At 58.0% G+C, this 19,184-nt stretch carries 21 protein-coding genes; 14 read left to right on the top strand and 7 right to left on the bottom strand.

Annotated features, from left to right (window positions below; translation table 11 throughout):
• Positions 1–69 precede the first annotated feature (69 nt).
• The 3 genes from R3F64_RS05400 to trhO all read right to left on the bottom strand — a co-directional run bounded on the left by R3F64_RS05400 (position 70) and on the right by trhO (position 2,418).
• Positions 70–501 (bottom strand): YqaA family protein, encoded by a 432-nt coding sequence (locus R3F64_RS05400; protein WP_085919434.1) that lies wholly within the window; start codon positions 499–501, stop codon positions 70–72.
• Positions 501–1,325, bottom strand: coding sequence for an IclR family transcriptional regulator domain-containing protein (locus R3F64_RS05395; protein ID WP_085919435.1), 825 nt, complete (start codon positions 1,323–1,325; stop codon positions 501–503). The genes R3F64_RS05400 and R3F64_RS05395 overlap by 1 nt, the downstream gene beginning before the upstream one ends.
• Before the next feature lie 139 nt (positions 1,326–1,464).
• On the bottom strand, positions 1,465–2,418 hold the full coding sequence (gene trhO / locus R3F64_RS05390) for an oxygen-dependent tRNA uridine(34) hydroxylase TrhO (protein ID WP_199285520.1): 954 nt from the start codon (positions 2,416–2,418) through the stop codon (positions 1,465–1,467).
• A gap of 208 nt (positions 2,419–2,626) precedes the next feature.
• Between trhO and R3F64_RS05385 the strand changes: the two genes are divergently transcribed.
• Positions 2,627–3,316 carry a pirin family protein gene (locus tag R3F64_RS05385; RefSeq protein ID WP_199284223.1) on the top strand — a complete coding sequence of 230 codons (690 nt, stop codon included), beginning with the start codon at positions 2,627–2,629 and terminating at the stop codon, positions 3,314–3,316.
• Between the two features lie 81 nt (positions 3,317–3,397).
• On the opposite strand, the gene serA is transcribed toward R3F64_RS05385, so the two are convergent.
• Positions 3,398–4,642 carry a phosphoglycerate dehydrogenase gene (gene serA, locus R3F64_RS05380; protein WP_066320841.1) on the bottom strand — a complete coding sequence of 415 codons (1,245 nt, stop codon included), beginning with the start codon at positions 4,640–4,642 and terminating at the stop codon, positions 3,398–3,400.
• A 266-nt stretch (positions 4,643–4,908) separates the two neighbouring features.
• On the opposite strand from serA, the gene R3F64_RS05375 reads away from it, so the two are divergent.
• The 6 genes from R3F64_RS05375 (at position 4,909) to R3F64_RS05350 (ending at position 9,899) form a co-directional block, all read left to right on the top strand.
• Positions 4,909–5,205, top strand: a complete 297-nt coding sequence (locus R3F64_RS05375) for an exodeoxyribonuclease VII small subunit (RefSeq protein ID WP_332610239.1) — start codon at positions 4,909–4,911, stop codon at positions 5,203–5,205.
• Positions 5,199–6,092 (top strand): farnesyl diphosphate synthase, encoded by an 894-nt coding sequence (locus tag R3F64_RS05370; protein WP_085919438.1) that lies wholly within the window; start codon positions 5,199–5,201, stop codon positions 6,090–6,092. The genes R3F64_RS05375 and R3F64_RS05370 overlap by 7 nt, the downstream gene beginning before the upstream one ends.
• Before the next feature lie 3 nt (positions 6,093–6,095).
• On the top strand, positions 6,096–8,021 hold the full coding sequence (gene dxs, locus R3F64_RS05365) for a 1-deoxy-D-xylulose-5-phosphate synthase (RefSeq protein WP_332610237.1): 1,926 nt from the start codon (positions 6,096–6,098) through the stop codon (positions 8,019–8,021).
• Positions 8,022–8,051: 30 nt separating this feature from the next.
• The gene (gene djlA, locus R3F64_RS05360; protein WP_085919440.1) at positions 8,052–8,813 is read left to right on the top strand and encodes a co-chaperone DjlA; all 762 of its coding nucleotides are present in this window, start codon (positions 8,052–8,054) and stop codon (positions 8,811–8,813) included.
• Between the two features lie 73 nt (positions 8,814–8,886).
• Positions 8,887–9,264 carry a hypothetical protein gene (locus R3F64_RS05355; RefSeq protein ID WP_332610235.1) on the top strand — a complete coding sequence of 126 codons (378 nt, stop codon included), beginning with the start codon at positions 8,887–8,889 and terminating at the stop codon, positions 9,262–9,264.
• Entirely contained in the window at positions 9,261–9,899 is a 639-nt protein-coding gene (locus R3F64_RS05350) for a glutathione S-transferase family protein (RefSeq protein ID WP_332610234.1), read from the top strand. The genes R3F64_RS05355 and R3F64_RS05350 overlap by 4 nt, the downstream gene beginning before the upstream one ends.
• On the opposite strand, the gene trhA is transcribed toward R3F64_RS05350, so the two are convergent.
• Together trhA and ribA are read right to left on the bottom strand one after the other, a co-directional pair.
• Positions 9,896–10,594, bottom strand: coding sequence for a PAQR family membrane homeostasis protein TrhA (trhA, locus tag R3F64_RS05345; RefSeq protein ID WP_332610232.1), 699 nt, complete (start codon positions 10,592–10,594; stop codon positions 9,896–9,898). The genes R3F64_RS05350 and trhA overlap by 4 nt on opposite strands.
• Before the next feature lie 23 nt (positions 10,595–10,617).
• On the bottom strand, positions 10,618–11,253 hold the full coding sequence (ribA, locus tag R3F64_RS05340) for a GTP cyclohydrolase II (protein WP_085919444.1): 636 nt from the start codon (positions 11,251–11,253) through the stop codon (positions 10,618–10,620).
• Positions 11,254–11,480: 227 nt separating this feature from the next.
• Between ribA and hemE the strand changes: the two genes are divergently transcribed.
• The 7 genes from hemE (at position 11,481) to R3F64_RS05305 (ending at position 18,449) form a co-directional block, all read left to right on the top strand.
• Positions 11,481–12,596: a uroporphyrinogen decarboxylase gene (gene hemE / locus R3F64_RS05335; RefSeq protein ID WP_199284227.1), complete on the top strand. Its 1,116-nt coding sequence runs from the start codon at positions 11,481–11,483 to the stop codon at positions 12,594–12,596.
• Entirely contained in the window at positions 12,593–13,459 is an 867-nt protein-coding gene (gene speE / locus R3F64_RS05330; protein ID WP_085919446.1) for a polyamine aminopropyltransferase, read from the top strand. The genes hemE and speE overlap by 4 nt, the downstream gene beginning before the upstream one ends.
• A gap of 228 nt (positions 13,460–13,687) precedes the next feature.
• Complete coding sequence (locus R3F64_RS05325; RefSeq protein ID WP_085919504.1) at positions 13,688–14,713, top strand: amino acid ABC transporter substrate-binding protein; 1,026 nt, start codon at positions 13,688–13,690, stop codon at positions 14,711–14,713.
• A gap of 91 nt (positions 14,714–14,804) precedes the next feature.
• On the top strand, positions 14,805–15,995 hold the full coding sequence (locus R3F64_RS05320; RefSeq protein WP_085919447.1) for an amino acid ABC transporter permease: 1,191 nt from the start codon (positions 14,805–14,807) through the stop codon (positions 15,993–15,995).
• Between the two features lie 16 nt (positions 15,996–16,011).
• Positions 16,012–17,112, top strand: a complete 1,101-nt coding sequence (locus R3F64_RS05315; RefSeq protein ID WP_085919448.1) for an amino acid ABC transporter permease — start codon at positions 16,012–16,014, stop codon at positions 17,110–17,112.
• A 54-nt stretch (positions 17,113–17,166) separates the two neighbouring features.
• Entirely contained in the window at positions 17,167–17,928 is a 762-nt protein-coding gene (locus R3F64_RS05310; RefSeq protein ID WP_303393819.1) for an amino acid ABC transporter ATP-binding protein, read from the top strand.
• Between the two features lie 125 nt (positions 17,929–18,053).
• Positions 18,054–18,449, top strand: a complete 396-nt coding sequence (locus R3F64_RS05305) for a RidA family protein (RefSeq protein WP_332610227.1) — start codon at positions 18,054–18,056, stop codon at positions 18,447–18,449.
• On the opposite strand, the gene R3F64_RS05300 is transcribed toward R3F64_RS05305, so the two are convergent.
• On the bottom strand, positions 18,446–19,039 hold the full coding sequence (locus R3F64_RS05300) for a histidine phosphatase family protein (RefSeq protein WP_332610224.1): 594 nt from the start codon (positions 19,037–19,039) through the stop codon (positions 18,446–18,448). The two genes, R3F64_RS05305 and R3F64_RS05300, sit on opposite strands and share 4 nt — an antisense overlap.
• Positions 19,040–19,184 lie beyond the last annotated feature (145 nt).

Genomic DNA, 19,184 nt, shown 5'->3' with positions numbered 1-19,184 from the left:
AATTGTTTCGACTAATCATACATGCCAAGGAACATATAAGCATTGTATAGGATATTGAGCTTAACATGATTACCTGCACAAAGGCTCGAGCCAGGACGCTGCCAAACCGAGTATCAGTGCATAGCGGGCACCTTTTGCGACCAGTATCCATGCCAGCGCGCGCCACCAGGGCAAGCGTAATATGCCGGCCACGACGGTCAACGGATCACCAATGATCGGCAGCCAGGACAACAGCAGGCTCGCTTCACCAACACGCTGGTACCAACGTTCGGCACGGGCCAGCTGCGCGGGGGAAGCCGGAAACCAACGACGGTCCTGAAAGCGCCGTGCGTAACGGCCCAAGGCTACATTGACCAGGCTGCCCAGCGTATTGCCAGCGGTGGCGACGCACCATAATGCCAGGACCGGCTGGCCCTGACACCATTGTCGCGCGAGCCAGACTTCCGACCCGCCAGGCAATAACGTAGCGCTGAGCAGCGCTATCCAAAAAAGGCTCAGCATCAGGACGCGGGAAGTTGACCACCCAACTGCAGCGTAATCTCATCCGCCACGCGGCGCACCAGCGCGCCCAGCTCCAGTAGCCGAGCCTCAGGGATACGCGCCACGGGGCCTGACACCGAAATGGCCGCCAACGGCATGCCGTGCTCGTCATTGACGCATGCTGCTACACAGTGCAAGCCAATCGCATGCTCTTCACGGTCACAGGCAAAACCCTGGTCACGAATGCAATGCATCTCGTCGAGCAGGGTGTCGGGCTGGTAAAGGGTGTTTTCGGTCACCCGGGGCAGTTCACCTTTAGCGAGCAGTTGGGCGCGTTCGTCGTCAGGCATCCAGGCCAGCAGGGCCTTGCCGACACCGGAGGCGTGCAAGGGCGCCCGCGAGCCTAGCCGGGTAATCATGCGCATCATCTGCGGCGACTCGTGCTGGGCAAGAAACACCGCCGTATCAGCATCGCGGATGCCCAGGTTGGCGGTTTCGCCGGTCTCGGCTGTCAGGCGACGTAAAAACGGACGACTGGTGGCGACCACGTCCCGCGCTTCGAGAAAGCTGTTACCGATGCGGAACGTCTTGACATCAATACGCCACAGGCCCTGTTCATTCTCCTGAGTGACGAAGCCCTGACTCTGCAGCGCCTGAAGCAATCGGTGGGTTGTCGAAGGCGCGAGATCGGCCATTTCCGCCAGGGCGGAAAGCGCCAAACCCTCGGGACTGCTGGCCAGGTACTCCAACAGATTTAACCCACGCACCAACGACTGGCTGTGCCCACCGCCTGCTTTGGCCGAATTGGCCGGGCGGCCAACGGTCCTGCGCTTTACGTCACTCACCTGGCTCTCTCCTGAAAAGCTCTCCTGAAGGCACCTCTACTTATAGGTAGGCGCAAAGAGCGTAAGGATAACGTGCCTGTGCGGCCGCTGTCGCGCTTACGGAAACGAATTCCACCACCACCTGACTGCCGGTAAGCAACTAAATAGACGACGCTTTACGCATATCACGGCCCAATGGATGCGGCTCACCACGGGCTTTGGCGAGGTCAATCTGGCGCTGACGCTCGCGCGCCGCCGCACGGGTCTTCTCGGGTAGCGAGTCGATGCAGTGGGGGCAGCTGATACCAGGCTCATAAGCGGACGACTGCATATCTTCTGCGGAGATCGGCCGACGACAGGCATGGCACTGTTCAAACTCGCCTTCGCTCAAGTCATGGCGAACGGTCACCCGGTTATCAAAAACGAAGCACTCACCGCGCCACAGAGACTGCTCTTCGGGGACTTTTTCCAGGTAATTCAGCACGCCACCCTTGAGGTGATAGACCTCGTCAAAACCTTCCTTGAGCATGAAGCTGGAAGCTTTTTCGCAGCGGATACCGCCGGTACAGAACATGGCGACTTTTTTATGCTTCTCGGGGTCATAGTGTTCGCGCACGTATTCAGGGAATTCACGGAAGGTCGTGGTCTTTGGATCGACGGCGCCTTCAAAGCTGCCGATCTCCACTTCATAGTCGTTGCGGGTATCGATAACCAGCACTTCCGGATCGGCAATAATGTCGTTCCATTGCTCCGGCTCGACGTAAGTGCCTACGGTGTCGTTAGGGTCGACGTCCGGAACACCCAGGGTGACGATCTCTTTTTTCAGTTTCACCTTGGTACGATAGAACGGCGGCTCGTCACAAAACGATTCTTTATGGTCGATATCACTTAGCCGTGGGTCGGCGGTCAACCAGGCGAGCAGCGCATCGATGCCCTCGCGGGTACCGGCAACCGTGCCGTTGATGCCCTCTTTGGCAAGCAGCAGCGTGCCCTTCACGCCGTTATCCAGCATGGTCTGGCGCAGCGGTTCACGCAGCGCTTCAAAGTCGTTCAGGGTGACAAACTTATATAACGCCGCGACCACAATACGCGGTGATGACGTAGTTGATGACATAGGTACTGACATGACGAACTCCAGGTAGTCGCCCCCGTAAAAGGCGGACCAGGTGAATTAACGAGCGCATTTTAGCAAAAAGTCTGACGTAAAGCGCCCAACCCGATACGTCGATTTATTCGATCTGATCATTGAGAAACCTTCACCCCACGCCCTCAGTCAGCAGGCGTATATTAATTGTCATTCTCCCAACACTCTGGAGTTGATGATGAAGATCCGCCGTTCAAACGAGCGAGGCTACGCCGACCACGGCTGGCTGCGTTCCTACCATACGTTCTCGTTTGCCAATTACATGGATTCTGACCACATGGGCTTCCGTGCGCTGCGGGTGATCAATGAAGATCGCGTGTCCCCTGGACACGGCTTCGGCGCTCACCCCCATCGGGATATGGAGATCATCTCCTATGTGCTCGATGGCGAAATGGCCCATCAGGACAACATGGGCAATGGTGAAGTGATGCGCCCGGGGGACGTGCAGCGTATGTCAGCAGGCACCGGCGTGCTGCACAGCGAGTTCAACCATTCCAAGGAAAACGGCCTGCACTTCCTGCAAATCTGGATCGAGACCGCCAAACGCGGCATTGCGCCCAGCTACGAACAGAAAGCCTTTCCACACGCTGAGCGGCAGGGCCAGTGGCGGCTGGTGGTATCACCTGACGGCCAGGATGGCTCGGTGAGCGTTAATCAGGACGTTAATCTGTATAGCGCCTTGTTTAATGAAGGCGAACAGGCAGATACACCGAGTACCCGTTATGCGTGGCTGCACGTGGTGAACGGCGAAATGGAGGTCAACGGCGAAACGCTAAGCGCGGGCGACGCCGCGTCGTTTCAACCGGACGAAACATTTACGCTGACCGGCAAGAAGGCGGGGGAAGTGTTGCTGTTTGATTTGGCTTGAGCCAGAGGTTTGAACTCAAAACGGCCCCGATCGGGGCCGTTTTGGCGTTAGTGCAACCGTTTAGTACAACGGTAAGGTTGCTTAACTATTCTGCGCCGAGTAGAGCACGCGAATCTTCAGCGTATGATCGACCTGCTTCAACGCTTCCAGCGCCTGGGGGCCGTAGGCTTTGTCCACATCGATGACCACGTAGCCAACCTTGTCGTTGGTTTGCAGGTACTGGCCCGAGATATTGATGCCGTTCTCAGATAGCACACGGTTGATCTGCGACAGCACACCGGGCACGTTGTCGTGAATATGTAGCAAGCGATGCTTGTCCGGGTGCGCGGGCAGCGCCACTTCGGGGAAGTTGACCGAGGTCACCGTGGTGCCGTTATCGGAATAGGTGATCAGTTTTTCCGACACCTCGATGCCGATATTTTCCTGGGCTTCCAGGGTCGAGCCGCCGATATGCGGCGTGAGGATAACGTTTTCCAGGCCGCGTAGCGGGCTTTCAAACTCCTCGGCATTGCCCTTCGGCTCGACGGGGAAGACATCAATCGCCGCCCCGTTCAGCCTGCCCGCCTTGATCGCCTGAGCCAGCGGTTCAATTTCCACCACGCTGCCCCGCGAGGCGTTGATCAAGATGGCACCGGGCTTCATGGCAGCAATTTCTTTTTCGCCTACCATCCAGCGGGTGGACGCCAGGTCAGGCACGTGCAGGCTGACCACATCGGCGCGCCCCAACAACTCTTCAAGGCTCGCCACCTGGTTGGCGTTACCCATGCCCAGCTTGGTGATCACATCGTAATAAATGACGTTAAAGCCCAGCGACTCGGCGAGCACGGAAAGCTGCGCGCCAATGCTGCCATAACCCACGATACCCAGCGTTTTTCCGCGGGCTTCGTGGGAGTTTTTCGCCGATTTCAGCCAGCCGCCCTGATGAGCCCGGGCATTTTTCTCCGGAATACCGCGCAGCAGCATGATGGCTTCGGCGAGTACCAACTCAGCGACTGAGCGGGTGTTGGAATACGGTGCGTTGAATACCGCAATCCCGCGCTTGAGCGCCGCGTCAAGGTCGACCTGATTGGTGCCGATGCAGAAACAGCCAACGCCCACCAGCTTTTCCGCCGCCGCGAACACGCGCTCATTCAGTTGAGTACGGGAACGAATACCGATGAAGTGAACGTCACGAATCTTCTCGATCAGCGCCTCTTCATCCAGCGATGTAGGCAGATGCTCGATATTTTCGTAACCTGCGTTTTGAAAATTGTCCACCGCGCTTTGGTGGACGCCCTCGAGCAGCAGGATCTTGATCTTGCTCTTGTCCAGGGACGTTTTGGCCATGGCTGAATCAACCTCTATGATCGGCGGCATGCGCCGCTTAACGGTTCGCGGAAGGCCCGTATGGTAGCACATTCGCCCACGCTCTCGCTGGGCTCGCGTGATGAAAAGTGTGCGTTGTCAAGATGAACGCGACACAAGTCGCACCTTCGGCAGGGCCTTGAGGGCAGACGCCACCCCCCGCCCTCGGTGTATACTGTTGGCCTTGTTCTCTGCAGACACACGCGCCGCCCACGTCAGGGCGTCAGGAAAACGGTAGGCATGGCCCAATGAGTGACACCACACCCCCACAAGATTTTGCCGCCACGGTTGAGCAGCTAGAGACGCTCGTGGAACGCCTGGAGTCTGGCGAACTCTCATTGGAGGATGCGCTGACCGCCTTTGAGCAAGGCGTTCGCCTCACCCGTGACGCACAGCAACGCCTGGATAGCGCGGAATTAAAGGTGCACGCGCTCAGTGAAGACAGTGAAGGCCGCTTGAACGTTACACCCTTTGATGGCCCCGACTCGCCCACGGAAGATTCTGATGGCACGGATGACAGCAACAAGGAGACGCCACCATGGTAGCGCCCGCCGCCGCTGGGCTGACTATGTTGCGTGACACAAGCAATAATCGCGTTGACGCCACCCTGGCCGCGCTATTTGATACGCAACGGGCCACCGAGCCGCGCCTGGAAGCCGCCATGCGCCATGGCTTGCTGGTGGGTGGCAAGCGGCTACGCCCGTTACTGGTGTATCTGGCCGGCCGGGCGCTGGGGGCCCGCGACGACGAGCTTGACGCAGCTGCCGCCGCCATCGAACTGATCCATGCTTATTCGCTGATCCACGACGACCTGCCCGCCATGGACGACGACGACCTGCGCCGCGGACAGCCAACGGTCCACAAGGCCTTTGATGAAGCCACCGCTATCCTGGCAGGCGATGCCCTTCAGGCACTGGCTTTTGAAGTGCTGGCCCGCACAGGGCACCCACGGCTTGGCAGCCTGGTGACCACCCTTGCCAGCGCCGCTGGCCGTGATGGTATGGTCGCTGGCCAGGCACTGGACCTCGCTGCCGTTGGTGGCCACCCCAATGTCGAGGCTTTGGAGCATATGCACGCCCACAAGACCGGCGCACTGATCGTCGCCGCGGTTCGTCTGGGCGGGCTGATCGCCGTTGACGAACACGACTCCCGTCTACAGGCGCTGATTCGCTACGCGCGTGCCATTGGACTAGCCTTCCAGATTCACGACGATGTGCTGGACGTGACGGGTGACACCGCCACACTGGGTAAAACATCCGGCGCCGATGCTGCCCGCGCCAAGCCGACGTACCCCGGTTTACTGGGGCTTGAAGGCGCACAGCACAAAGCCCAGACACTCATTGACGAGGCCATTGCCGCGCTTGCCCCACTGGGCAAGAACGCACAGCCATTGGCCGACCTTGCCCACTACATGATCGAGCGCGACCACTAGACAATGCCCATGAAGCTGTTCGACGAAATACCCCGCGAGCGCCCGGCAACGCCGTTGCTCGACTCCTTTGACCACCCCGCCGCCCTGCGGGCCATGAACGCCAGGCAGCTTGCCCAGTTGGCAGACGAACTGCGTGCCTATCTGCTTTACAGCGTTGGCGTGTCCGGCGGCCACTTTGGCGCGGGTCTCGGGGTGGTGGAGCTGAGCGTGGCGCTACACCACGCGTTCAACACACCCGACGACCGACTGGTATGGGACGTGGGTCATCAGGCCTACCCGCACAAGATACTCACCGGGCGGCGTGACGCCATGCTCAGCATTCGCCAGCACGGTGGCCTCGCGGCGTTTCCGCGCCGCGCCGAGTCCGGCTACGATACCTTTGGCGTCGGCCACTCCAGCACCTCAATTTCTGCCGCGCTTGGCATGGCATTGGCCACCCAGGCCCAGAACAAGCCACGCCGCGTCTGCGCGATTATCGGCGACGGCGCGCTGAGTGCCGGCATGGCGTTTGAAGCCCTCACCCATGCGGGGCACGTGGATGCCAACATGTTGGTTATTCTCAATGATAATGAGATGTCGATCTCCGAAAACGTCGGCGGCATGGCGACTTACCTGGCCCGCGTGCTTTCCAGCAAGCCGTATCTTAAGATGCGTGAAGAAGGTAAAAAGGTGCTTTCCCACCTTCCCGGCGCGTTGGAGCTTGCCCGCCGCACCGAAGAGCACATGAAAGGCATGGTCAGCCCCGCCACGCTGTTTGAAGAAATGGGCTTCAACTATGTCGGCCCCATCGACGGTCATGACCTCGAAACACTCACCGAGACGCTGGACACTCTGCGCGACCTGAACGGCCCGCAGTTTTTGCATATCAAGACCGTCAAGGGTAAAGGCTTCTTACCCGCCGAAGCCGACCAGATTGGCTACCATGCGATTACCAAACTGGAAAAGCCCAGCGAGCCCGCTCATCAAACGCCAACCGCCGCGCCTGTGGCGCCCAAAAAACCTGCCAAGAAAAAATACTGCAACGTATTCGGCGACTGGCTGTGCGACATGGCCGCCGCGGATGATCGCCTGATGGGGATTACCCCGGCAATGCGCGAAGGCTCGGACCTGATTCGTTTCTCCAAGGAATACCCCGAGCGCTACTTTGATGTGGCGATTGCTGAACAACACGCCGTCACGCTCGCGGCGGGCATGGCCTGCGAAGGCATGAAACCGGTGGTGGCCATTTACTCTACGTTTCTGCAGCGCGGCTACGACCAACTGATTCATGACGTGGCAGTGCAATCCCTCGACGTCACCTTTGCCATTGATCGCGCGGGTCTGGTCGGCGAAGACGGGCCCACCCACCATGGCAGCATGGACTTGTCCTTTCTGCGCTGTGTGCCCGGCATGGTGATTCTGGCGCCCGCGGATGAAGCCGAGTGTCGCGCCATGCTTAGTGCGGCCTACCATCATCCGGGCCCTGCCGCCGTGCGCTATCCGCGCGGCACCGGCCCGGGCGTAGCGATTCCCGAGCATCTGGAAGCGCTACCCATTGGCCTCGCCGAGGTGCGCCGCAAGCCTTCAGGCAGTGGCGCCAGCATTGCGTTACTCGCCTTTGGCAGCGTTAACACTGCCGCCGCCGAGGTGGCTGAAAGCCTCGATGCCACGCTCATCAATATGCGCTCTATCAAACCGCTGGACCGCGAAGCCGTGCTCCACGCGGCCGACGAGCATGAATTGCTGGTCACGCTGGAAGAAAACGTCATCGCCGGTGGTGCCGGAAGCGCCGTCAATGAGCTCCTGCATGCCGAAGGCGTTCAAGTAGAAGTGCTCAACCTCGGCTTGCCGGACGCCTTTGTGGAACACGGCACGCCTGCCGAGCTGCTGCATGACTGCGGCCTGGATGCCGACGGCATCGAACGCGCGATTCGTGCCCGACTGCCGTAATCTTTTTATTTATCAACGTTAGAGACTGCCATGTTATTTCTGATTGTTATTTTTGCGCTTATCGGCCTCGCTTTCGGCGGCCCCGTTGGTCTGCTGGTGGGTGGCGGCCTGGGCTGGTGGCTGGGGCGACGTATCAAGCGGCGTCTGAATGAGGCGCGGATGCGCATCCAGGAAGGCTTTCTGGACTCGATCTTTTCGGTCATGGGTTGCCTGTGTCAAGCCGACGGTAAGGTCACCGACGGCGAACTGGACGTCGCCGAGAAACTCTTCGACCAGATGCGCCTGCAGGGTGAGCAACGCACCCGGGCACGCGCCGCCTTTGAGCGCGGCCGCAGCGACGACTTCGATCTGGACGCCGAACTTGCCAGTGTCAACCGTCTCACCCGTCATCAGCCCGTCATGCGTCAGGTGTTTCTCCAGGTTCAGCTGTCGGCCATCGCTGCCGACGGCGTTCTGCATGACGCCGAACACGAGATGATTCTGCGCGTCGCCCGCGGCGTGGGCTGCAGCGAGACCGAAGTCCAGCAGATCGAAGCCATGTTGCACGGCGCCGCTGCCAATTCTCAGGGCGCCAGCGAAGAAGCCCTCAAAGACGCTTACCGGGTGCTGGGCGTGTCAGAGGATGCCAGCGACGCCGAGGTCAAGAAGGCCTACCGCCGCCTGATGAGCCAGAACCATCCGGACAAACTGGCCGGTAAAGGGCTGCCCGAAAGCATGCGCGACGTCGCCCAGGCGCGCACCAGCGAGATCAGCAACGCCTATGAACGTATCCGCGAGGCAAGGGACCAGTAGCGTTGCCTATTCGCAATTGCCGCTTATCTCGGCTAATCTTGTACGCACCATTCTAAAATAAAGGCCTTATATCATGCGTGTACAAGTATCTAGCATTACCGGGATCTGCCTGGCAGCAGCACTCAGCACACTATCGGTAAGCGCTTTCGCAGAGGCCGATACCAATGGCGAACGACTTTCCGGCCAAGAAATTCGTGAGCTGGTATGGGGAAATCAGGTACAAGGCGAGATGGCTGGTGGTGAAGCCTACAGCGAAGTCTACCTTCCCGATGGCGAAATTGTGGGAGACGGCTATTCTGGAGAGGCTACTATTGTTGATGACACCATGTGTTTCGATTATGGCGGTGATGAAATTGACTGCTATGGTGTCCGCCGCAACAGTGAAGGCAATATTGAGTGGATCAAAAACGATGAAGTGGCCGGTTACGGCACGATTAGCGATGCCCCATGATTACCCTCTACAGCTTTCCTAATTCTCGCTCGCTGAGAGCCACCTGGACGCTCGAGGAGCTAGGCCTCGAGTACCGTTGCCAGCATGTCGCGCTGGATAAAGGCGAGGGCCAGACGCCAGAGCATCTGGCGCGTCACCCCGATGGCAAAGTACCGGTGCTCGACAACGGCGAGGTCATTCTGTTTGAGTCGCTGCCGATTTGCCGTTATTTATCCGAACAGCATGGCAATGGACATTTGATCCCCGATAACGCCATACAACGGGCGCAGGTCGATCAATGGCTGAGCTTTATCGTCACCGAACTGGAACAGCCCCTGTGGAATCAGGCCAAGCATCAGTTTGCCTTGCCCGCGGATAAACGTATCCCCGCCATATTACCCACCTGTGCCTGGGAGTTTCAGCGCGCCTTGAAAGCGCTGGAACGGCGTTATCAGGGCCAGGAAACATTGGTGGGGGACACCTTTACACTGGCAGACCTGTTTCTCACCCACACGCTAAGCTGGGCCGCCAGTATGAAGCATCGCCTGCCTGATCCGTTGATTGCCTACCACGGACGCCATGCCAAGCGCCCGCAAATGGCACGTGCCATTGCCCGTGAAAAGGCGGCGGCTGAAAGTGCTGAAAGTGAAAGTTAAGCGTTGGTAGCGTGAGGCAGAACGGTGCTGAAGATAGCCGCGTAGTGGCAGGCACTGCCCGCGATGACAAACAGATGCCAAATGGCATGGTTGAAGGGGATGGCGTTCACGGCGTAGAAGATAACGCCCAGGGTGTAAACGACGCCTCCACTGGCCAGCAGCACAATGCCAGTCGACGACAGGTTCGCCGCCATTTCCTCTGAAGCCAGTACGATCATCCACCCCATGAGCAGGTAAATCACCACGCGAAGCACCGCCAGGCGATTGGGCCAAAGAAGTTTGCTGACAATTCCCACCAGTGCCAGCGACCATACGGCGGTAAACAGTCCCCAGCCCGTAGGGCCGCGCATGTTAACCAGCAGAAAGGGCGTATACGTACCGGCAATCAGCAGGTAAATCGCACAGTGATCAAGCAGCTGAAAGCGCTGCTTCCACCGCCGATGGGGGATGCCGTGGTAAAGGGTAGAGGCGGTATACAGCAGAATCAGCGTCGTACCATACAGACTCAGGCTGACGATCTTCCAAGGGTCAACATGGGCCGCCAAGCTCGCCAACACCAACAACACGACCATACCGACCAGACTGAGTACCGCTCCCAGCCCGTGGGAGATGCTATTCAGGCGCTCTTCGATAACGCTGAATTTATCCTGACCAGCCAACGGTTTTTCATGCTGTTCGTTACCAAAGGTTGCCATTCTGGATGCTCCTGAGCGACCCATCACCCCTTGCGCTCAATATCCACGTCGCTTGCCTGGGTAAAATCATCCAGCGCCATCATGTGCCCCAGCTTGCCCGCCTTGGTAGTGAGGTACTGTTCGTTGTGCGGGTTCAATCCCGTGGTAATGGATAAGCGCTCGACCACATTAACACCATCACGGGTCAGGGCATCGACCTTACGCGGGTTGTTGGTCATTAACCGCAACGACGTAATATCCAGGTGGTCGAGCATCGGCACGCACAGGTCATAACGGCGCATATCGGCGCCAAAGCCCAATTGCTCGTTCGCCTCGACGGTATCGGCCCCCTGGTCTTGCAGGTGATAGGCACGAATTTTGTTCAAAAGGCCGATACCACGGCCTTCCTGACGCAAGTATAGCAGCACGCCACGGCCTTCCTCGGCAATCCGCTTGAGCGCTTCCTGTAGCTGATAGCCGCAGTCACAGCGCATCGAAAACAGGGCGTCACCGGTCAGGCATTCCGAGTGGACACGCCCCAACACCGGTTCATCGCCGGTCACATCACCCAGCGTCAAGGCGATGTGATCCTTGCCTGTGGCTTCGTCTTCGAAACCATGCATGGTAAACGTGGCCCAGGGCGTGGGCAGGTGTGAAGCGGCGATGAAGCGAATGGTCACAGGTTACCTCGCTGATTAACCAAACCAGTTAACCACACCAGTGTTGGCAAAATGGTCGTGTAGTTTAGCAGGAAGCGGCGGTCGGCTCACGATTAGCGTGACGGAAAAACGTCGAGAAAAATCGGCGTGGTGCGACAATTTTTGCCATGGGTCGCGCCGCCTTGCGGTCTATCTTCCAGTACAATAGCTCCCTACAATGCGGGCAAACTTCTCAAGAGCAAGTGTCTATGAACCCCACACCTTTGCAAAACGATCGTTTTCTTCGCGCCTTGGCGCGCGAGCCCGTTGACCGCACGCCCGTGTGGATGATGCGCCAGGCAGGGCGCTATCTTCCGGAATACCGCGCTAAGCGCGCCGATGCAGGTAGTTTCATGGACCTTTGCCAAAACCATGACCTGGCTTGCGAGGTAACGCTGCAGCCTCTTGAGCGTTTCCCGCTGGATGCCGCCATCCTGTTTTCGGATATCCTGACGATTCCCGACGCCATGGGCTTGGGGCTGTATTTCGAAACCGGTGAGGGCCCCAAGTTCAAAAAGACCGTGCGTACCGCTGATGAGGTCGCCGCGCTCCGCGTTCCCGATGCCGAGCGCGACCTGGATTACGTGATGCGTGCGGTGTCCACGATTCGCCGTGAGCTGAACGGCCGCATGCCGTTGATTGGCTTCTCCGGCAGCCCCTGGACACTGGCTACCTATATGGTCGAGGGCAGCTCGAGCAAAGATTTTCGCCACCTGAAAACCATGCTCTATGACACGCCGGATACCATGCACCAGTTGCTGGACACCCTGGCCCACGCGGTGACCGACTACCTTAACGCGCAGATTCGTGCGGGCGCCCAGGCGGTACAGATTTTCGATACCTGGGGCGGCGCGCTGACCACCCCGGCGTACCTCGAGTTTTCGCTGCGCTATATGGAGCAGATTGTCGCCGGGCTGATCCGCGAGCATGACGGGCGCCGGGTGCCAGTGATTCTGTTCACCAAGAATGGCGGCCAGTGGCTGGAACACATCGCTTGTGCCGGGTCCGATGCCGTGGGCATCGACTGGTCCACAGAGCTTTCCGATGCCCGCGCCCGGGTCGGCCACAAGGTCGCGCTACAGGGCAACCTGGACCCCAACGTGCTGTTCGCGCGGCCTTCCGCGATCCGCGCCGAAGTTGCCCGCGTGCTGGAAAGCTACGGCCATGGTCCCGGGCATATCTTTAACCTGGGCCACGGCATCAGCCAGTTCACCAACCCGGATCATGTCACCGCCTTCATGGAAGCGCTGCACGACCTTAGCCCGCAATATCATCAGAGCATCGCGACCCAATCGAACGATGCACATCCGGGAGCCCAGCCATGAGCAAATTACGTGACGACCAGTGGTTTACCGAAGTCTTCGATAGCCACGGCAGTGCTTTCTCGCTGAAAGTCACTGATAAACTGCTGGATGTGCAAAGCGCCTATCAGCACCTGGAAGTCTATGCCACCGAGACCTATGGCAACCTGCTGGTGCTGGACGGCTGCGTGATGCTCACCGACCGCGATAACTTTCTCTACCACGAGATGATTGCCCATCCGGCGTTGTTCACCCATCAGGCCCCCAAGCGGGTGGTGATCATTGGCGGCGGCGACTGCGGGACACTCAAAGAAGTATTGCGTCACCCTGGCGTTGAACACGTCACCCAGATAGATATCGACGAGGAAGTCACCAAAGCCTCCGAGCGCTTCTTTCCAGCGCTGGTGGAATCGAACAATGATCCCCGCGCCGAGCTGCTGTTCGCCGATGGCGTCAAGTGGGTGGACGATACCCCCGACGAGAGCATCGATGTACTGATTATCGACTCCACCGACCCGGTTGGCCCAGCCGAGGGCCTGTTTAAAACCGATTTCTTAAGGCGCTGCCATCGCATCCTTAAAGACGGCGGCGTCATGGTACAGCAGAGCGAATCGCCGCTTTACCATAGCGGCACCATCATTCGTGAACTGCGCAACGACATGCAGGAAGCCGGGTTTGACAGCGTCGCCACGCTGCCCTTCCCGCAGCCAGTGTATCCGTCCGGCTGGTGGAGCGTGACACTGGCAGGCAAAAACACCGACGTGAACACCTTTCGCGAGCAAGCAGTTGCCAACCACGACCTGCCGCTTGAGTACTACACGCTGGAAGCCCATCGCGGCGCACTGGCGTTACCACCGTTCATGCGCAGGGCCATCGCCGCCAAATAATCCCGCCAGAAGACCGCTTTTCATCATTGCCCACTGCCTCCCCGCCCCACAAAGGTGCAGGGAGGGTGGGCATTTTTATTTTTTGCACCTAGACGTTCGTATCAAACGTTCGATTTATCGTTGAAAAGCGCTGAATCAGCGCCTGTACCCCTTTTGGCATCTTCCTTGCTAGGTTTAGTCACATGCTACGGCATGGATAACGATTTCAAACAATTCGAGGGAACCTACATGTTGAATAAAAAACACTTGGCGCTGCTGGTATCTGCTGGTTCGATTACCCTTGCGGGTATGACCACCGCTCAGGCCGACACGCTGGAAGATACCCGGGATAACGGCGCCGTTCGTTGCGGCGTCAGCGATGGCTTACCCGGCTTCTCGGCACCGGATGACGATGGCAATTGGCAAGGGCTTGACGTTGACGTCTGCCGCGCCGTCGCCGCCGCCGTACTCGGTGATGCCGACGCGGTTGACTACATTTCCCTCAATGCCGTAGAGCGCTTCACGGCCCTGCAGTCTGGCGAAGTGGATGTACTGTCACGCAACACCACCTGGACCACGACGCGCGACACCACGTTGGGTCTCAATTTCACCGGCGTAACGTTCTATGACGGCCAAGGCTTCATGGTGTCACGGGATCTGGGGATTACGGGCGCAGATGAGTTAAACGGTGCGTCCATCTGCATTCAGTCAGGTACCACCACCGAGCTAAACCTCGCCGACTACTTCCGTGCTAATGACATGGAATTCAACCCCATCGTATTTGATACCTCCGAACAAACCGTGGGCGGCTACCAGGCAGGACGCTGTGACGTACTGACATCCGACACTTCTCAGTTGGCCGCCCTGCGTATCCAGCTAGATAACCCTGAAGGCTCAATGATTCTTTCGGACGTGATCTCCAAAGAACCGCTGGGCCCCGTGGTACGCCAGGGCGATGATACCTGGTTCAACATCGTGAAATGGTCGCTGTTCGCCATGATCAACGCTGAAGAATACGGTGTTACCAGCGAAAATGTCGACGAGATGACATCGTCTGAAGACCCCAATGTTGCACGACTGCTCGGCCAGGATGGCAACTACGGCGAAGGCATGGGACTGGAGGCTGACTGGGCCTACAACATCATCAGCCAAGTCGGCAACTACGCTGAAAGCTTCGACCGCAACGTGGGCATGGGCTCACCGCTTGAAATTGAACGCGGTGTCAACGCCCTGTGGACTGACGGTGGCTTCCAGTATGCTCCGCCGATTCGCTAAGCGTCTCGCTTGACCCCTGGCCCGCCATGCCCTGTTGCCAGGGTATAGGCGGGCCATCTGATTGACTTTCCGTATCGCGGAGACGCCACCCATGTCTGTACGACCCAATGCTCGCCCCGTCGGCCAAAAGCCGCCGTTCTGGCGAGACCGCGCGAAGCGCGCGCTTATTTTCCAAATCCTCTTAGTCACCGCTGTGGTGGCTTTTCTTATCTATATAATCGGCAACACCCAAGCCAACCTTGAGGCTCGAGGCATCACCACTGGCTTTGGCTTTTTAAGCAACACCGCCGGCTTCGGTATTGGCCAGACCTTGATCGAGTACTCCTCCCAGAGTAGCTACGGCCGTACTTTCGTGATCGGCCTGCTTAACACGCTGCTGGTCGGTGGATTGGGTGTGTTGGCCGCCTCGATTATCGGTTTTATTGTCGGTATCGCGCGGCTTTCGCCCAATTGGCTGATCGCTAGGTTAGCCAACGCCTACATCGAAACCTTCCGTAATATTCCGCTGCTGTTGCAGATTTTCTTCTGGTACTTCGCGGTACTGCGGGCTCTACCCAGCGCCCGGGAGAGCATGGCGTTTGGCGAAGCCATCTTTCTCAATGTGCGTGGGCTATATCTGCCCCAACCGCTGTTCGAGTCAGGCTTCGGACTGATTCCTGCCACCTTTGTGGTGGCGATCGTTGCCAGTATCGCGCTGATTGTCTGGAATAAACGTCGCCATGAAGCCACCGGCAAACGCCTGCCGGTTTTCTGGATGTCCCTGGTGATTATTTTTGGTCTTCCACTACTGGTGCTCGTCGTCACGGGTGTACCGGTGACCTGGGAAATGCCGGTACTGCGCGGCTTCAACTTTGGCGGTGGCATCACCATCATTCCCGAGTTTCTAGCCCTGTGGCTGGCGCTGTCCATCTACACCGCGTCGTTCATTGCCGAAATTGTGCGTTCGGGTATTCAGGCGATCCCTCATGGGCAAACGGAAGCCGCCCAGGCACTCAGCTTGCCGCGCAAACTCGTCCTGCGTCTGGTGATCATTCCACAAGCCATGCGGGTCATTATTCCGCCGCTCACCAGTCAATACCTCAACCTGATAAAGAACTCTTCCCTGGCCACCGCCATCGGTTATCCCGATCTGGTCTCGGTGTTTGCTGGCACCACGCTCAACCAGACCGGTCAGGCCATCGAGGTGATTGCCATGACCATGGCGGTTTATCTGATCATCAGCTTGCTGGTGTCCATGTTCATGAACTGGTTCAACGCTCGCGTTGCGCTGGTCGAACGCTAGGCCGGAGACGACCTTTATGATTCACAACAAAGACATGATACCCGAGCAGCCTGCTCCGAAAGGCACCATCGGCCCCATTGCCTGGCTACGCGGCAACCTGTTCAACGGCCCCATTAATAGCCTGTTCACGCTGTTGGGCCTGTATGTCCTGTACCTGCTCGTGGTGCCCACGATCCAGTGGGCGTTTATCGATGCCAACTGGGTGGGCGATAGCCGCGAAGACTGCACACGGGCCGGCGCTTGCTGGGTATTCGTCAACGCACGCTTTTCCCAGTTTATTTATGGGCTCTATCCCAGCGAGGAGTACTGGCGCGCCAATATCGTGTTTGCCATGTTCGCCGGCATTATCGCCTGGCTGGTGATCCCCCGCCTGCCGCTCAAGCGCTGGGTGGCCGTGTTTGCCTTGCTGGCCTTCCCGGTCATCGCCTATGTGCTGCTGCACGGCGGCTATTTCGATATGCCGCGCGTTTCCACCCACCGCTGGGGTGGCTTGATGCTGACACTTCTACTGGCCAGTGTGGGGATGATTGGCGCGCTGCCTATCGGCATTGTGCTCGCCCTTGGGCGGCGTTCCCAAATGCCGATTGTCAGAACGTTCTGTGTCATTTTCATCGAGTTCTGGCGCGGCGTTCCGCTCATCACCATCCTGTTCATGGCATCAGTCATGCTGCCCTTGTTTTTGCCCACAGAGCTGAGTGTTGACCGCCTTATTCGCGCGCTGATCGGCTTGACCTTGTTCCAGAGCGCCTATATGGCGGAGGTGATTCGCGGGGGGCTGCAGGCGATCCCCAAAGGCCAGGATGAAGCAGCGGCAGCGCTGGGGATGACCTACTGGAAACGCATGGGGCTGATCATCATGCCCCAGGCGCTGAAGATGATGATTCCCGGTATCGTCAACACCTTTATCTCGCTGTTCAAGGACACCACCCTGGTGATGATCATTGGGCTGTTTGATCTGTTGGGTATTGTGCAAGCGGCACTTTCCGACTCGCGTTGGCTGGGTTTCTCGCTAGAAGGCTATGTGTTTGCCGCGTTCGTGTTCTGGATTTTCTGTTTCAGCATGTCGCGCTACAGCCAGTACCTGGAACGCAGGCTAAATACCGGTCATAAGCAGTAGGTCGTCGACAACGCTTCATGCCGCTTTCTTTATGATTTTGAGTAGGATATCAACATGACACAAGCAGCCACCAACGATTCCGACCTGATGGTCGAGATGCATAATGTCAATAAATGGTTCGGCGATTTTCACGTGCTGCGGGACATTTACCTGGAAGTTAAACGGGGTGAGCGTATCGTAGTGTGCGGCCCCTCAGGCTCGGGTAAATCGACGCTCATTCGCTGTATCAACCACCTTGAAGAGCACCAGAAAGGGGATATCACCGTCGGCGGTGTCGCACTGACTCAAGACGTTAAGCGTATTGAACAGATTCGCCGCAGCGTCGGCATGGTGTTCCAGCACTTCAACCTGTTCCCCCATTTATCGGTGCTGGAAAACTGCTGTATTGCCCCGATGTGGGTACAGAAGAAACCCCGCAAAGAGGCCGAAGCGCTGGCAATGGAATACCTGGAACGGGTGCGCATTGCCGAACAGGCCACCAAATACCCCGGGCAGCTCTCTGGCGGCCAGCAGCAGCGCGTGGCGATTGCCCGTTCACTGTGCATGCACCCTGACGTCATGCTGTTTGACGAGCCCACCTCGGCCCTCGACCCTGAGATGATCAAGGAAGTGCTGGACGTCATGGTGGAGCTGGCCGAAGAAGGCATGACCATGATCTGTGTGACCCACGAAATGGGCTTCGCCAAAACCGTCGCTGACCGGGTGATTTTCATGGACCAGGGACAGATAATTGAAGAGAACGCGCCTGAGCCATTCTTCAACAACCCGCAGTCCGAACGTACTCAGCTGTTCTTGAGCCAGATTCTGGGGCATTAATCCACACCCTCTTCAGCAAGGCGGCTGTTGATAAGTACGTCATTATGGGCCTCGCTTGAGGCCCATAATGCTTATAAGACGTTTAAACACGCATTAAAAAACAATGTACAAAGGATCGCGACACCATGGAAAAGCTATTTATCGACCGGGCGCCCCAGCCTATCGCGCCCTTTTCCCACGCCTGCCGCGTGGGCGATCTGGTATTTATTACCGGACAAATGCCCACCGTGCCGGAAACCAACGAAATGCTGCTCGGCACTTTCACCGAACAGACCCATCGTGTCATGCAGAACCTGGAGATTGTGCTGGAGGAAGTGGGAAGCAGTTTCGAGCACGTGGTGCAGTCGCGGGTGTTTATTACCAACATGGGCCACTTCGACGAGGTCAACAGGGTCTACGCGAGCTACTTCCCGCAGCCGTTACCCACGCGTACCTGCATTGGCGTCACGGGACTCGCCGGTGGTGCCGACGTGGAAGTCGACATGATTGCCTGGATCCCACCGTCTGAAGGCAACACTTAGGGCCCTATCAACGTAATACTGGCAGGCAATAGCGCTGCCTGTTCACGGTGCTGGCCAAGCGGTCTTCCAGCAAGCGCCGTGAGCAGGATCTGCAGCGGATCGCCGTGGCTGACCAGGGCGATGGTTTCCCCGCTGGCCGCTTGCTCCCAGTCGTCTATCACCGACCGCATACGCTTTGCCACCGCGCTCACCGCCTCCACCTGGAGGTGCTGATGCTCGGCGTCCTGGGCATCCAATACCCATATACTGGGATAGCGTTCATCGCTCTGCCCCTCCAACTCGCCAAAATAGCGCTCCCTTAAGCGCGTCTCCACGCTTGGTGTGAGTCCAAACGCGTCGGCAATGTGGGCAGCCGTTTGCGACGTGCGCAAAAAGTCCGAGTGCACGACGCGAGTGGGTATCGGCCACTGCCAGTCAGCCACCCGTTGGGCAAGTTGCTGCTCACCCTGCTCGGAAAGCCCGAAGTCCGTCACGCCGTGTTCGGGCGAGCTGACAATCACCCCCTGTTGATTCGCCTGGCTATGGCCGTGGCGTATTAGCAAATAGCGATTGCGCCAATGGTCGTAAGGCGCCTGTAAAGTATTTGACATAAGTTTGTCACAAACCCTAGATAGAAAGTGTCTACTTTCGAAAATAATCATCCTTCGCATCAAATGTCCACTTATGAAACATTTCCCGCTTTCTGAGTAGAAAATCCCAGCGAAGGGAAGCGATAACACAAAAACAACACACAAC

Origin of the sequence: Halomonas sp. 5021, from assembly GCF_036663435.1 — a bacterium.
GTDB classification, from domain to species: domain Bacteria; phylum Pseudomonadota; class Gammaproteobacteria; order Pseudomonadales; family Halomonadaceae; genus Vreelandella; species Vreelandella janggokensis.
The sequence above is the reverse complement of the archived record's forward strand: the minus strand, read 5'-3'. Positions and strand labels throughout refer to the sequence as shown.